At 69.9% G+C, this 13,863-nt stretch carries 18 protein-coding genes and 1 riboswitch; of the genes, 5 read left to right on the top strand and 13 right to left on the bottom strand.

The window, feature by feature from the left end:
* Position 1 precedes the first annotated feature (1 nt).
* The 9 genes from pheS to JKJ07_RS44140 all read right to left on the bottom strand — a co-directional run bounded on the left by pheS (position 2) and on the right by JKJ07_RS44140 (position 6,492).
* Positions 2–1,063 (bottom strand): phenylalanine--tRNA ligase subunit alpha, encoded by a 1,062-nt coding sequence (gene pheS / locus JKJ07_RS44180; RefSeq protein ID WP_202998150.1) that lies wholly within the window; start codon positions 1,061–1,063, stop codon positions 2–4.
* A 158-nt stretch (positions 1,064–1,221) separates the two neighbouring features.
* Positions 1,222–2,226 (bottom strand): alcohol dehydrogenase catalytic domain-containing protein, encoded by a 1,005-nt coding sequence (locus tag JKJ07_RS44175; RefSeq protein WP_202998028.1) that lies wholly within the window; start codon positions 2,224–2,226, stop codon positions 1,222–1,224.
* A complete protein-coding gene (locus JKJ07_RS44170) occupies positions 2,226–3,002 on the bottom strand; it encodes a TrmH family RNA methyltransferase (RefSeq protein ID WP_202998149.1) in 777 nt (258 codons plus the stop codon). Before JKJ07_RS44170 ends, JKJ07_RS44175 begins: the two co-directional genes overlap by 1 nt.
* 284 nt (positions 3,003–3,286) lie before the next feature.
* The gene (gene rplT / locus JKJ07_RS44165) at positions 3,287–3,679 is read right to left on the bottom strand and encodes a 50S ribosomal protein L20 (protein ID WP_133875640.1); all 393 of its coding nucleotides are present in this window, start codon (positions 3,677–3,679) and stop codon (positions 3,287–3,289) included.
* 39 nt (positions 3,680–3,718) lie between these two features.
* Positions 3,719–3,913: a 50S ribosomal protein L35 gene (gene rpmI / locus JKJ07_RS44160; RefSeq protein ID WP_184956366.1), complete on the bottom strand. Its 195-nt coding sequence runs from the start codon at positions 3,911–3,913 to the stop codon at positions 3,719–3,721.
* Positions 3,914–3,983: 70 nt separating this feature from the next.
* On the bottom strand, positions 3,984–4,604 hold the full coding sequence (infC, locus tag JKJ07_RS44155) for a translation initiation factor IF-3 (protein ID WP_202998148.1): 621 nt from the start codon (positions 4,602–4,604) through the stop codon (positions 3,984–3,986).
* Positions 4,605–4,897: 293 nt separating this feature from the next.
* The gene (locus tag JKJ07_RS44150; RefSeq protein ID WP_202998026.1) at positions 4,898–5,335 is read right to left on the bottom strand and encodes a PH domain-containing protein; all 438 of its coding nucleotides are present in this window, start codon (positions 5,333–5,335) and stop codon (positions 4,898–4,900) included.
* Entirely contained in the window at positions 5,335–6,180 is an 846-nt protein-coding gene (gene hisG, locus JKJ07_RS44145; protein ID WP_202998024.1) for an ATP phosphoribosyltransferase, read from the bottom strand. The genes JKJ07_RS44150 and hisG overlap by 1 nt, the downstream gene beginning before the upstream one ends.
* A gap of 48 nt (positions 6,181–6,228) precedes the next feature.
* On the bottom strand, positions 6,229–6,492 hold the full coding sequence (locus JKJ07_RS44140) for a phosphoribosyl-ATP diphosphatase (protein ID WP_202998022.1): 264 nt from the start codon (positions 6,490–6,492) through the stop codon (positions 6,229–6,231).
* Positions 6,493–6,569: 77 nt separating this feature from the next.
* Here JKJ07_RS44140 and JKJ07_RS44135 point away from each other — a divergent pair, with 77 nt between their 5' ends.
* From JKJ07_RS44135 to JKJ07_RS44115, 5 genes are all read left to right on the top strand, one after another.
* Positions 6,570–7,442, top strand: a complete 873-nt coding sequence (locus JKJ07_RS44135) for an ABC transporter substrate-binding protein (protein WP_202998020.1) — start codon at positions 6,570–6,572, stop codon at positions 7,440–7,442.
* Positions 7,439–8,302, top strand: a complete 864-nt coding sequence (locus JKJ07_RS44130; RefSeq protein WP_202998018.1) for an amino acid ABC transporter permease — start codon at positions 7,439–7,441, stop codon at positions 8,300–8,302. Before JKJ07_RS44135 ends, JKJ07_RS44130 begins: the two co-directional genes overlap by 4 nt.
* Positions 8,302–9,042 (top strand): amino acid ABC transporter ATP-binding protein, encoded by a 741-nt coding sequence (locus tag JKJ07_RS44125; protein WP_202998017.1) that lies wholly within the window; start codon positions 8,302–8,304, stop codon positions 9,040–9,042. The genes JKJ07_RS44130 and JKJ07_RS44125 overlap by 1 nt, the downstream gene beginning before the upstream one ends.
* A 103-nt stretch (positions 9,043–9,145) precedes the next feature.
* Positions 9,146–9,562 (top strand): hypothetical protein, encoded by a 417-nt coding sequence (locus JKJ07_RS44120; RefSeq protein WP_202998016.1) that lies wholly within the window; start codon positions 9,146–9,148, stop codon positions 9,560–9,562.
* A 10-nt stretch (positions 9,563–9,572) separates the two neighbouring features.
* Positions 9,573–9,989 (top strand): hypothetical protein, encoded by a 417-nt coding sequence (locus tag JKJ07_RS44115; RefSeq protein WP_202998015.1) that lies wholly within the window; start codon positions 9,573–9,575, stop codon positions 9,987–9,989.
* Here JKJ07_RS44115 and ribH read toward each other — a convergent pair.
* The 4 genes from ribH to ribD all read right to left on the bottom strand — a co-directional run bounded on the left by ribH (position 9,986) and on the right by ribD (position 13,491).
* Entirely contained in the window at positions 9,986–10,465 is a 480-nt protein-coding gene (gene ribH / locus JKJ07_RS44110; protein ID WP_202998014.1) for a 6,7-dimethyl-8-ribityllumazine synthase, read from the bottom strand. The two genes, JKJ07_RS44115 and ribH, sit on opposite strands and share 4 nt — an antisense overlap.
* A gap of 48 nt (positions 10,466–10,513) precedes the next feature.
* Positions 10,514–11,719: a bifunctional 3,4-dihydroxy-2-butanone-4-phosphate synthase/GTP cyclohydrolase II gene (locus JKJ07_RS44105; RefSeq protein WP_202998013.1), complete on the bottom strand. Its 1,206-nt coding sequence runs from the start codon at positions 11,717–11,719 to the stop codon at positions 10,514–10,516.
* Positions 11,712–12,311: a riboflavin synthase gene (locus JKJ07_RS44100; RefSeq protein WP_202998012.1), complete on the bottom strand. Its 600-nt coding sequence runs from the start codon at positions 12,309–12,311 to the stop codon at positions 11,712–11,714. Before JKJ07_RS44100 ends, JKJ07_RS44105 begins: the two co-directional genes overlap by 8 nt.
* A gap of 124 nt (positions 12,312–12,435) precedes the next feature.
* Positions 12,436–13,491, bottom strand: a complete 1,056-nt coding sequence (ribD, locus tag JKJ07_RS44095) for a bifunctional diaminohydroxyphosphoribosylaminopyrimidine deaminase/5-amino-6-(5-phosphoribosylamino)uracil reductase RibD (protein ID WP_202998011.1) — start codon at positions 13,489–13,491, stop codon at positions 12,436–12,438.
* 121 nt (positions 13,492–13,612) lie between these two features.
* Positions 13,613–13,788, bottom strand: a riboswitch (FMN riboswitch).
* Between the last annotated feature and the right edge of the window lie 75 nt (positions 13,789–13,863).

Genomic DNA, 13,863 nt, shown 5'->3' with positions numbered 1-13,863 from the left:
CTCAGACCTCCATTCCGAAGTTGGCGGTGAACCGGACGTCGCCCTCGACCATGTCGCGCATGTCGCTGACGCCGTTGCGGAACATGAGGGTGCGCTCGACGCCCATGCCGAACGCGAAGCCCGAATAACGCTCGGGGTCGATGCCGCAGGCGGTCAGCACCCGCGGGTTGACCATGCCGCAGCCGCCCCACTCGACCCAGCGCGGGCCGTCGCGATGCTGGGCGAACCAGACGTCGAACTCGGCGCTCGGCTCGGTGAACGGGAAGTAGTGCGGGCGCCAGCGGGTGCGCGCGTCGGGGCCGAACATCGCCTTGGCGAAGTGGTCGAGCGTGCCGCGCAGGTGGGCCATCGTGATGCCCTCGTCGACGACCAGGCCCTCGATCTGGTGGAAGACCGGCGAGTGGGTGGCGTCGAGCTCGTCCGAGCGGTAGGCCCGGCCGGGGCTGACCACATAGATCGGTGGCTGCCTGGTGAGCATCGAGCGCACCTGACCGGGTGAGGTGTGCGTGCGCATGACCAGACCGGGCAGGTCGACGTAGAACGTGTCCATCGACCCGCGTACGGCGTTGTCGGGCCCGATGTTGAGGGCGTCGAAGTTGGCCCACTCCAGCTCGAGCTCGGGCCCCTCGACGATGTCGTAGCCCATGCCCGCGAACAGGTCGCCCATGTGCTCCATGAGCGTGGTCAGCGGGTGCCGCGCGCCGCGGGGGCGACGGTCCCAGGGCAGCGTGACGTCGACGCGCTCCTCGACCAGCACCCGGGCCGCGCGCTCGATCTCGAGCTCCTCCAGGCGGGAGTCGTACGCACCCTGGACGGACTGCCGGGCCAGGTTGACCCGCTTGCCGGCGTCGGACTTGGCGGCCGGCGGCAGCGAGCCGATCTCGCGGCGGGCCAGGGACACGGGGGCGCGATCGCCGAGGTGCGCGGACTTGAGCGCGGCCAGCTCGTCCAGGTCGGACGCGGCGTCGAAGGCCTTGCGGGCCTCGTCGACGGCGCCCTCGAGCGCGGCCGGGTCGAGCAGGGCGGCCTGCTTCGGGTCGTATGGATCGTTGCGGTAGGACATTGTCTCCCTCACGGTCATGCCGGACGGCATTCTACGGAGGCGCGGCTGGGCCGCAGCCCGCCGGTCAGGGAGACGAGGGTGTGTCAGACCCGCAGCCCGCGACCAGCGGGCCGGCTAAACAGCGTCATCGGGGTCTGCACGTCGTCGAGCATATCGCCTCACCCGGGCCGGACGGCGACGACCATGCCCGCGTGCGCCGGGATCGGCGAGTCCATGGCGGTCAGCGCGACCCCGGCCGCCTCCAGGGGGATCTCGGAGCCGACGAGGCGGCCCGGGTCGAGCCGGCCCCGCGCGACCAGGTCGAGCATCGGCGCGTAGTCGGCCGCGGCCATGCCGTGCGAGCCGACCACCTGCAGCTCGCGGGCCACCACCAGATCCCAGGGCAGCGGGGCACGGGCGTCGGCCCCGAGCATCAGGCCGACCTGCACGTGCCGGCCGCCGCGGCGCAGGGCACGCACCGAGGCCTCGGCGGTGGCGGCCGACCCGTACGCGTCGATCGCGATGTCGGCCTCCTCGTTGATCTCGTGGACGATCACGGCCCCGAGCGCGGCGGCCAGCGAGTTCGCCGCGGGTGACGGGTCGACGGCGAGCACGCGCATCTTGAGGGCGGTGGCGATCAGGATCGCCGACAGGCCCACGCCGCCGCAGCCGTAGACGGCGATCACGGCGTCGTCCCGTACGGGTCCGTGGCCGGTCAGGGCGCGGAAGGCGGTGGCGAACCGGCAGCCCAGGGAGGCCGCCTGCACGAAGTTGACGCTGTCGGGCAGGCGGACGAGGTTGGTGTCGGCCGCACGCACGACGACCCGCTCGGCGAACGAGCCCGCGTGGGTGAAGCCGGGCTGGGTCTGGTCGGGGCAGATCTGGGCCCGGCCCTCGGCGCAGAACTCGCAGGCGCCGCAGCCGTTGACGAAGGGCGCGGTCACCCGGTCGCCGATCTCGAAGTCCTTGACGGTCGGGCCGGTGCTCACGACGACCCCGGCGAACTCGTGCCCCGGAACGTGCGGCAGCGGCACCGGGTCGTGGCCGCGCCAGGCGTGCCAGTCGGAACGGCAGATGCCGGTGGCCCGCACGTCGATCACGGCCCCGCCGGGCGGGCAGATCGGCTCGGGCACCTCGGCCACGCGCGGGGCGGCCCCGACGGCGTCGTAGACGATCGCCCGCATCAGCGCTGCGCCCGGGCCGACGAGTAGAGGCAGACGGCGGCGGCCGCGGCCAGGTTGAGGCTCTCGGCGCCGCCGTAGATCGGCACCCGCACCTGCCGGTCGGCCCCGTCGAGCAGGTCGTCGGGCAGGCCATGGGCCTCCGAGCCGAACAGCCACGCGGTCGGCTGCCGCAGGACGCCGTCGTCGGCCAGCGTGTCGAGGTCGTCCGCGCCGTAGCCGCTGGTGGCGAGCACCTGCAGGCCCGCCTCGCGCAGGGGGGTCACAACATCCAGAGGGGTTCGCACCACATCTACATGAAACAACGAGCCGGCCGACGCGCGGACGCATTTGCCGTTGTAGGGGTCCACCGCGTCCCCCGCGAAGATGACCGCCCCCGCTCCCGCGGCATCCGCCGTGCGCAGGACCGTCCCCGCGTTCCCGGGATCGCGGATCTCCGCCACCACCGCCACGAGCCGCGGCCGCTTGGCCAACGCATCCGTCAGCGACACATCCACCTGCTCGCACACGGCCACCAGACCCTGCGGCTGTACGGTGTCGGCCAGCCCCGCCAGAGCCTCGTCGTCGACGACCGACACCACGGGCGCGTGCGCAGCCAGATCGGCGTGCTTTTCGATGGCGTCGGCGGTCGCGAACAACTCGACCACCACCCCGCTCGCCAACGCCTCCCGCACCGCCTGCGGCCCCTCGGCCAAAAACCGGCCACTCTGATCGCGATCACGCCGGCGCTGCAGTTTCCGCGCGGCTACAACCCGAGGAGTGCGAGAAGTGAACGTCATCAACCGATCCAGGTTCTTGATCTTGATGTTGGATTTGGCTTTGGGGTCTCGCTTTTTGGGCGCAACCACTCACTCACGTCGCCCGGGCGGATTTCGCGTTCTGGACGCGCCAGCGGCCAGCGAAAGCCGCCCGGGTCCCCGCGGGAGCGACGGCCCGTACCCACCACCCCGCTGGGACAAAAAGCATTTGATCTTGCAGCTGTTGAATTTGATCTTGCCGGGAGGAGGCGCTAAAACACCGCAGGCGCCCCCCATTTCCGGGAGACGCCTGCGGAGAGACTTACTTATGCGGTTTGGGCAGCTGCGCCGCCCGTACCCTCAGCTGCAACAGCAGCCTTGGCCACCTCGACGATGGCCGCGAAGGCAGCCGCGTCGTTCACCGCGAGGTCGGCCAGGATCTTGCGGTCGACCTCGATCTCGGCCAGCCGCAGCCCCTGGATCAGGCGGTTGTAGGTCAGGCCGTTGGCCCGGGCGCCCGCGTTGATGCGCGTGATCCACAGCTGGCGGAAGTCGCCCTTGCGGTCACGGCGGTCGCGGTACGAGTACTGCATCGAGTGCAGCACCTGCTCCTTGGCCTTGCGGTACAGGCGGGAGCGCTGACCGCGATATCCGCTGGCGGTCTCCAGCAACGTGCGACGCTTCTTCTGGGCGTTGACTGCCCGCTTGACGCGTGCCATTTCGGTACTCCTAACAGGGGAACGTGTGTGGCGCGCGCGTCAGCGGCCCAGCAGCTTCTTAACTTGCTTGAGGTTCGACTCGTCGACAACCGTGGTGCCGGTCATGCGGCGGGTGACGTGCGACGACTTGCCCTCGAGCAGGTGGCGCTTGCCGGCCTTCTGTCGGACGATCTTGCCCGAACCCGTGACCTTCACCCGCTTGCCGGTGCCGGTGTGGGGCTTGAACTTAGGCACTTGGAGCCTCTTTCTGATCTTTCCGCACGTCAGGGGGCCCGTTGCGGCCCCCTACGCGCGGAAAAGCTGTCTACTCTGCGGTGGTTTCGGCAGCAGCCGCCGATGCCTCGGCGGGTGCTTCGCCTTCGCGCGGCTCGCGCCCCGGCTTGCCCGTCACCGCGGCCACGGCCGCGGCCTTGGTCGCCCGGTGCGGTGCGAGCACCATGATCATGTTTCGGCCGTCCTGCTTCGGACTGGCCTCCACGAATCCGAGCTCCGAGATCTCCTCGCTGAGCCTGCGCAGGAGCCGGAATCCCAGCTCGGGGCGGCTCTGCTCGCGACCGCGGAACATGATCGTCACCTTGACCTTGTCGCCCGCCTTGAGGAACCGCACTACGTGACCCTTCTTGGTCTCGTAGTCGTGCGGGTCGATCTTCGGGCGGAGCTTCATCTCCTTGATGACGGTCTGCTGCTGGTTGCGCCGTGCTTCGCGTGCCTTCAGTGCGCTCTCGTACTTGAACTTGCCGAAGTCCATGAGCTTGCACACCGGCGGCCGCGCCATGGGAGCAACCTCGACCAGGTCCAGATCGACGTCCGCGGCCAGCTGGAGGGCGCGCTCGAGCGGGACGATGCCCACCTGCTCACCCTCGGGGCCGACCAGTCGGACCTCACGTGCCCGGATCTGTTCGTTAACGCGTGGTTCGACGCTGATGGGGCCTCCTCAGAACGGTTACACATGCCAATGTCGGTCGGCCCCGTCGCCCCTTTGTTGCAGGGCCGGGAAAGCAGAAGACCCCGGCATGGGTATGCCAGGGCCCGCTCGACCGGTCATCGGCGCCCATGAGGACGCTCCCCGAGCGCTGGTTATTCCCCAGCGTTCAGGTGACCGGACCCGGCCCTCAAGGAAAGGGCGGCGGGTGGGAACCAGCGGGCTCCTCTTTCGCGCTTGCTCTCTTGCGAGAGGCAGGCGTGGTCGACGTTCCCTAGCCTACCAGGTGCTTGTTGTCACGCCTCCACCGCGGCCGAGTGCAGCTTTCGCAGGGTGCGCACACCCTCGACCGCGTAGTCCTTGTCGGCCGCCTGCAGCGCGTGGATCGAGACCTGTTCCTCGTCGTGCAGCTCGAGCTGGGCCCACGGCGAGTTGCGGTCGAAGCGCACGGCCCGCACCACCGACCACGGCAGCTCGTAGCCGCCGACGACGTTGCGGATGCGGATCTTCTCCTCGTCGGCGATCACGCGCGGGCGCAGGAACGCCAGCACGCCCATGCCGATGAGGACGCCGAGGCCGATCATGGCGGCCTGGTCACCGCGCTGGAACGAGCCCGAGTTGTCGAACCCGGCCGACCCCTTGAGGCCGAAGCTGAGCACGGTGAACAGGATCACCACGGCCACGGCGATCGGGATGGCGACCAGGCGGATCTTCTTGGGGCGATACGTGACCATCACAACCTGCAATTCGCGATATCGGTCACGAGGATAGCGCGGGCGCCCAGCTCGTAGAGCTCGTCCATCACCCGGTGCACATCCTTGCGGGGCACCATCGCCTGCACGGCCACCCAGCCCTCGCGGTGCAGCGGCGAGACGGTCGGCGACTCGATGCCCGGGGTGAGCGCGCCGGCGCTGTCGAGCAGATCGGCCCGTACGTCGTAGGCGAGCATCACGTAGGACCGGGCGACCAGCACGCCTTGCAGGCGGCGGGTCAGCTGGGCGACCCCGGCGGCTTCGGTGCCGCCGGCCGGGCCGATCAGGATGGCCGACGAGCGCAGCAGCGGCTCGCCGATCGTGACCAGGCCGGCCTGGCGCAGCGTGGCACCGGTCTCGACGACGTCGGCGATCAAATCGGCCACGCCCAGGCGGACGGCATTCTCGACCGCGCCGTCGAGCCGCACGACGTCGGCCTTGAGCTCGTGCTCGGCCAGATAGCGCTCGACCACGCCGGGGTAGGCCGTGGCGATGCGCCGCCCGCCGATCTCGTCGGCCGTGGTCAGCGAGCCGGCCGGGGCGGCCCAGCGGAACGTGGCGCCGCCGAAGTCGAGGTCGAGCATCTCGGTGGCCGGCACGCCGGAGTCGACGAGCAGGTCACGGCCGGTGATGCCGAGGTCGAGGTCGCCCGAGCCCACGTACGTCGCGATGTCACGCGGGCGCAGGTAGAAGAACTCGACGTTGTTGGCCTCGTCCCGGCAGAGCAGGTCTTTGGGGTCGGTGCGCTGGCGGTAACCGGCGTCGCGCAGCATCTGCGACGCGGGCTGGGACAGGGTCCCCTTGTTGGGGATGGCGATGCGCAGCATTACGGGCGTGCTCCTTCTCTTTCCACTGACGGGAGGCGAGGCGGCACGTCACAGATGTCGATACACGTCCTTCAGGTCGAGCCCGGTCGCGATCATCAGGACCTGAGCCTGGTAGAGCAGCTGAGAGATCTCCTCGGCGGCCCGCTCGGGGCCCTCGTGCTCGGCGGCCATCCAGGATTCGGCCGCCTCTTCGACGACCTTCTTCCCGATGAAGTGGACTCCGCGATCCAGCGCGGCGACGGTGGAGGAACCCGGGGTCCGCTCCGCCGCTTTCGCCTGGAGCTCGGCGAACAGCTCTTCGAACGTCTTCACGGCGGCCATTTTGCCAACTCGTCACGGGATGGCGACGAACGGCCCCAGCAGGTGAGACGTGTTCTAGGCTCCCGGACATGGTCAGCCGATTCACCCTTCTCACCACCGGCGGCGCCGTGCTCGCGCTCGCCGCCCTCGCGGGCTGCTCGCCCGTCGAGGAGAACGCCGCCCCCACCGCGTCGGCCAGTGCCTCCGCGGACGTTTGCCCTGCCGGCGCCCTTCCGACGAAGACCGCCGGCAAGTTGACGATCGGCACCGACACCCCGGCCTACGAGCCGTGGTTCTCCGACAACGACCCCAAGAACGGCAAGGGGTTCGAATCGGCCGTCGCGTACCAGGTCGCCCAGCGTCTGGGCTATTCGCCGGACAACGTGATCTGGACCTCTGTGACGTTCAACAACGCCGTGGCCCCGGGTCCGAAGGCGTTCGACTTCGACATCAACCAGTTCTCGATCACGCCCGAACGGCGTAACGCGGTGGACTTCTCGTCGCCCTACTACCTCGTACGGCAAACGGTGATCACCACGAAGGGCTCGAAGATCGCCGCCGCCAAGACGCTGGCCGACCTCAAGGAGGCCAAGCTCGGCGCGCAGGTCGGCACGACCAGCTATCAGGCCGTGACCGAGCTGATCAAGCCCAGCAACCAGCCGTCCGTGTTCAACAACAACGACGACGCCAAGGCGGCGCTGGTCAACGGCACCGTCGACGGCATCGTGGTGGACCTGCCGACCGCGTTCTACATGACCGCGGCCGAGCTCAAGGACGGCCTCATCGTCGGCCAGCTGCCGCAGGTGGGCGTGCCCGAGCAGTTCGGCTTGGTGCTCGACAAGGGCTCCGCGCTGACCAGCTGCGTCGGCACCGCGGTCGACCAGCTGCGCCAGGACGGCACGCTGGCCGTGCTCGAGAAGACGTGGCTGTCCGGTTCGGGCGGGGCCCCCGAGCTCCAGTGACCGCTCCTCATCAACCGAGCCGCACCCAGCTGGAACGGATCGCTTATCGCCGCAAGCGGGCGATCCGTTCCACGCTGATCGCCGCGTTCTCCACCGCCGTCGTCGGGCTGCTGCTCTATCTCGGGGTCACCGGCTCGCCGGGCTGGGCGCGGGTCAAGTCGTCGTTCCTCGACTGGGACATCGCCGTCAAGGCGCTGACCGGCCGCGACAACTACCCGTCGATCCTGTCCGGGCTGTGGCTCAACATCCGGCTGATGGTGATCTGCACGGCCTGCGCGCTCGCGCTCGGGCTGCTCATCGCGATCCTGCGCACCCTGCGCGGGCCGGTCACCTTCCCCGTACGGGCCCTGGCGACGACGTACACGTACTCGTTCCGGGGTCTGCCGCTGATCATCGTGATCTACCTGTTCGCGTTCGGCATCCCGGGTCTGCGGCTGCAGGGCACGCCGAGCGTCACGGTGCTCGGCGCGGCGGCCATCGTGGTCACCTACGGGGCGTACCTGGCCGAGGTGTTCCGGGCCGGCATCGAGTCGGTGCACCCGAGCCAGGTGGCGGCGGCCCGCTCGCTCGGGCTCAGCTATCGCCGCACCATGCGTCACGTGGTGCTGCCCCAGGCCATCCGGCGGGTCACGCCGCCGCTGCTCAACGACACCGTGGCCCTGCAGAAGGACGTCGGCCTGATCTCGCTGGCGGGCCCGATCGACGCGATCCGGGCCGCGCAGATCAACCAGGCGGGCACGGCCAACTTCACCCCGTACGTGGTGGCCGGCGTGCTCTTCGTGCTGCTGGCCCTGCCGCTGATCGGGGTCACCGACTGGGTGACGCTACGGGCCGCACGCCGGCAGAACGCGGGTAACTGATGCTGCTCTCCTGCACGGACGTCCGGAAGACGTTCGGCGCCAACGTGGTCCTCGACAACCTCAGCCTCGACGTGGCCGAGCACGAGGTGGTCGCGCTGATCGGCGCCTCCGGTTCGGGCAAGTCGACCCTGCTGCGCTGCGTCAACCTGCTCACCGAGATCGACGACGGGGTCGTGCGGCTGGACGGCGAGGACATCACCGATCCGCGGGTCGACCCCGACCTCGTACGGCAGAAGATCGGCCTGGTCTTTCAGTCGTACAACCTGTTCCCGCACATGACCGTTCTCGACAACATCACCCTGGCCCCCGTACGGGTGCACAAGCGCCCCGTCGCCGAGGCGCGCTCGCAGGCCATGGAGTGGCTGTCCCGGGTGGGCCTGGCGGACAAGTCGGGCAGCTATCCCGACCGGCTCTCGGGCGGGCAGCAGCAGCGTGTCGCGATCGTGCGGGCGCTGGTCAACAGTCCCCGGCTGCTGCTGCTCGACGAGGTCACGTCGGCGCTCGACCCGGAGCTGGTGGGCGAGGTGCTCACGATGATCCGCGAGCTCAAGGGCGAGGGCATGACGATGGTGCTGGCCACGCACGAGATGGGGTTCGCCCGGCAGGTGGCCGACCGGGTGGCCTTCCTCGACAAGGGGCGCGTCCTCGAGCAGGGGCCGCCGTCGCAGGTGCTGGGCGATCCGGCCGAGGCCCGCACGAGGCAGTTCCTGGCCCGGATCATCGAGGCGGGCCGTCTTTAAGGCCTAGCGGATCGAAGCTGGTGCATGACATGGTGTCACCGCGGGCACGGGGGTGAACCGCCGAAACACGGGGAGGCGGCCCTCTGCCCTGGAGAGGACCGTAATGCGCCGAATTCTGGCATTCTCCGGCTTCTTGGCCGCTCTCGTCACCGGGTCCCTGCTCGTCGCGCCGGCCGCCAACGCGGCCACCGGCCCGTCGTCGACCCGCATCGATTCCGTCGACCGTCGCCAGCAGGGCGACCGGGTTCTGGTCAACCTCAGCTACAACTGCCCGGCGGGGGCTCGCATTCAGCTCGTCGTGACCGTCACCGGGGCCAACGGCGACCGCATCGCGCAGGGCACCCGGCAGAAGCGGGTCGACTGCACGGGTGACTGGGCGGCCACCGAGATGCGGATCGACCGTGATCTCGCGGGCGCCATCTTCATCGTGGGCCTGGCCACCGCGCGTACGGTGCGCACGGTCTGCGACGACACGAGCTGCGAGACCATCCCGTTCGACGAGACCATCCGGATCAGCTGAGGAGGCTGCTGTGCGCCGACGTATCGCTCTTGCTTCCGCCCTGTCCGCCTTCGCCTTCGCGTCCCTCGGGGCGGCCCCGGCTCAGGCCGCCGCCGACGCCACCGTCAGCCCCATGTTCGCCTTCCGGGTCGCCCGGGGCGCCGCCGTCGACGTGTCGTACGGCATCACCTGCCCGGCCGGCTACAACGCGACCGTCACCGTCTCGCTCGACCAGGTTCGCAAGGACGGGCTGCGGGCCAGCGGCACGGTGACCGAGCAGCTGACCTGCGCCGGCACGGGCGTGCTGGAGATGGGCCGGGTCACCGCGCACATCAGCGGCGCCCCGTTCCAGGTCGGGAAGGCCTCGCTGGCCATCCTGGCGACCGGCTGCAACGACCAGGACTGCTTCGTCGTGCCGGTCAACCAGGAGATCCAGGTGCAGAACTAGCTCGGCTTGCTGATCTCGCGGAGGACGAGGGCCGCGTCGAGCACGGCGACCGTGCTCTGCCAGCCCTTGTCCTCCACCGAATCCTCCAGGCCGGCGCGATCCCGGGCCTGGCCCAGGCTCATCACGGTCAGCACGCCGTGCGCGACCGGGGTCTGCTCGTCGAGCGCGACCCGGGTCAGGCCCGCGGTCACCGAGTCACAGACGTATTTGAAGTGGTCGGTCTCGCCCTTGATGACCACGCCCAGGGCGACCACGGCATCACACTGGCGGGCCAGCGCCTGCGCCACGACCGGCAGCTCGACCGATCCCGCCACCCGCACCACCACGACGTCCTCGACGCCGCATTCCTCCGCCGCCGCCTGCGCCCGTTCGATCATGTGATCGACCAGGTCCGAGTGCCAGCGCGAGCCGACGATCCCGAGCCGCAGCCCGGCGGCGTCGACCGTCTCCAAATGCGGATCCCCGAAGCCGGCCATGTGTCCCCCTCTGTGAAAGTTCATCCTCACCCGTACCGGGCGGGAAAATCAGCCCAATGCTTCGAACAGGTGCCCCATGCGGTCACGTTTGGTTCGCAGGTAACGCACGTTTTCGGGGTGCAGGCGCACGGGCAGGGCCTCGCGACCGGTGATCGTCAGGCCGTAGCCCTCGAGCCCGGCCCGCTTGGCCGGGTTGTTGGTGAGCAGCCGCATCGAGCGCACACCCAGCTCGTAGAGGATCTGGGCGCCCGTGCCGTAGTCGCGGGCGTCGGCCGGCAGGCCCAGCTCGAGGTTCGCGTCGACGGTGTCGAAGCCGCGGTCCTGCAGCTGATAGGCCTGCAGCTTGTGCAGCAGGCCGATCCCCCGGCCCTCGTGCCCGCGCATGTAGAGCACGACGCCCCGGCCCGCCTCGGCCACCCGCTGCATGGCCGCGTCGAGCTGCGGGCCGCAGTCGCAGCGCTGCGAGCCGAAGACGTCGCCGGTCAGGCACTCGGAGTGGACCCGGACCAGCACGTCCTCGCCGTCGCCGAGCTCTCCGTAGACCAGCGCCACGTGCTCGCTGTCGTCGGTGTGCGAGCGGTAGCCGACCGCGGTGAACAGGCCGTGCTCGGTGGGCAGCCGGGTCTCGACCACCCGCTCGACCTGGGTCTCGCGGTGCCGGCGGTAGGCGATCAGCTCGGTGATGCTGATCAGCGCCAGGTCGTGCTCGATCGCGAACTTCTCGAGGTCGGGGCGGCGCTGCATGGTGCCGTCGTCGTTGACCATCTCGCACAGCACGCCGGCCGGCCGCAGCCCGGCCAGCACGGACAGGTCGATCGCGGCCTCGGTGTGGCCGGGGCGGCGCAGCACCCCGCCCGGCTTGGCCCGCAGCGGCACGACGTGGCCGGGGCGGGACAGATCCGAGGGCTTGGTCTCGGCCGAGGCCAGCAGGCGGATGGTGCGGGCCCGGTCGGCGGCCGAGATGCCGGTCGCGACACCCTCGCGGGCGTCGACCGTCACGGCGTACGCGGTGCCGCGGGCGTCCTGGTTGGTGTGGAACATGGGCGGGAGGTCGAGCCGGTCGGCCTCGTCCTCGGTGATCGGCACGCAGATGTAACCCGACGTGTAGCGGACCATGAAAGCGACCAGCTCCGGCGTGGCCTTCTCGGCCGCGAAGATCAGATCACCCTCGTTCTCGCGGTCCTCGTTGTCGACCACGATCACCGCGCGTCCGGCCGCGATGTCCGCGATCGCCCGCTCGACCTGCTCAAACATTGCGGCCTCCCAGCATCTTCTCCACGTACTTGGCGATCACGTCGACCTCGAGGTTCACCGGCTCGCCCGGCTGCTTGCTGCCCAGGACGGTCAGCTTGGAAGTAGTGGGGATCATCCCGATGCTGAACGTCTCGTCGTCAACGGCCATGACCGTGAGCGACACGCCGTCAACGGTGATCGAGCCCTTCTCGACCACGTATTTGGCCAGCTCGGCGGGGAGCGAGAAGCGCACGACCTCCCAGTCCGCGGCGGGCTCGCGACCGACGACCCGCGCCACGCCGTCGACGTGACCCTGCACCAGGTGACCGCCGAGACGGCTGCCCAGCGCGGCCGCCCGCTCCAGGTTGACCTGGCTGCCCACGTCGAGCGCGCCCAGCGACGAGCGGCGCAGCGTCTCGCCCATGACGTCGGCGGTGAAGACCCCGTCGACGTTGTCGATCACGGTGAGACAGACGCCGTTGACCGAGATCGAGTCGCCGTGCTTCGCGTCCTCGGTGACCAGGGGGCCCCGAACGGCCAGCACCGCGGAGTCGTCAGTGGTGTGCTCGAGGCGGACGATCTCGCCCAGCTCCTCGATGATGCCCGTGAACATCCGATCTCCTTCTTGGGCGCCTTGCCCTCGTGCCTCACGGCCCTTGCCTTACCGACTTGCCTGCCTTGCCGCCTTGCCCTACCCCACCCACACCCGATTTGCCCGTTTTGCGAGGATGTGCGCATCAGCTCTCCTTTTGCCGGAGCGATGCGGTGAAGCGCAGGTCGGGGCCGATCTGCGCGATGTCCTTGAGGTCGAGCTCGATGGCGTCGCCGATGGTGGCCACGCCCGCGTCGACCAGGGCCGCCTTGCCCGCGCCGAGCAGCTTGGGCGCCACATAGCCGATCACCTGGTCGACCAGGCCGGCCTCGAGGAACGCGCCGGCCAGCGTGGGGCCGCCCTCGAGCAGCACCGACCGGATGCCCCGGCCGAACAGGGCGGCCAGCAGCGCGTGCAGGTCGACGCGGCCGTCCGGGCCGGCGCCGAGCTCGCGCGTCGTGGCGATCCAGGTGGGAGCGGCGGCGTCCTTCACTCGCGCTTTCTCCGGCGTACGGCCCTCGGAGTCGACGACCACGCGGAGCGGCTGCTTGATGGCGAGCGTGCCGTCCTTGAGGTCACGCACGGTGAGCTGCGGGTCGTCGGCGATGACGGTACCGACGCCGGCCACGATCGCGTCGACCGTGCTGCGCAGCACGTGCACGTCCGAGCGGGCGGGGGCCGAGGTGATCCACTGGCTGGTGCCGTCCTCGGCGGCCGAGCGGCCGTCCAGCGTGGCCGCGAACTTCCAGGTCACGTACGGGCGGCCGCGGCGCACGGCGGTCAGCCAGGCCACGTTGCCCTCGGCGGCCTCCAGGCGGCGGACGCCGGTCTCGACCTGCAGCCCGGCCGCGCGCATCGTGACCGCGCCACCCGCCGCGACGGGCGTGGGGTCGTCGACGGCGATCACCACGCGGCGGATGCCCGCGTTGATCAGGGCGCGGCTGCAGGGGCCGGTGCGGCCGGTGTGGTTGCAGGGCTCGAGCGTGACGACGGCTGTGCCGCCCTGGGCCCGCTCGCCGGCCTGGGCCAGCGCGACGATCTCGGCGTGCGGGCCGCCGGCGTAGGCGTGGAAGCCCTCGCCGACGATCTCGCCATCGCTGTCGAGCAGGATGCAGCCGACCACCGGGTTGGGGCTGGTCGTGCCGAGGCCCCGGGCGGCCAGCGCGATCGCGCGGCGCATCGCCTCGTCCTCGGTCACCATCGCCGTCTTCCTCTCACAACGCGGTCGAATCACGCGCTGTGCAGTGGGAGGAAACGCCGGGAATCGGGCACAAGGGTACGCTTCGCGCACCCCGGACATGGCCAGGCCATGGTCCGATTCCGCGCGCTGTCTCCCATCCGGACTGTCTGATCGGGCTGCTGCCTGATCAACCGTCGGCCCTGGATTCTCACCAGGTCCACCGTGCGTCGTCGGGTGACGACGTCCGGGTCGCGGGCTTACCGATCACAAGATCGGATCACCGCCGGTTCGGAATTTCACCGAGTCCCGCCAGCGCGTGGTGGGTCAATCCCGAGTTTGACACGACAACGAAATTTTGACACCCCCGGGGCGAGGCATCTCACACCTTGGTCG

The organism is Paractinoplanes lichenicola, from assembly GCF_016785085.1.
Lineage (GTDB): Bacteria > Actinomycetota > Actinomycetes > Mycobacteriales > Micromonosporaceae > Actinoplanes > Actinoplanes lichenicola.
The sequence above is the reverse complement of the archived record's forward strand: the minus strand, read 5'-3'. Positions and strand labels throughout refer to the sequence as shown.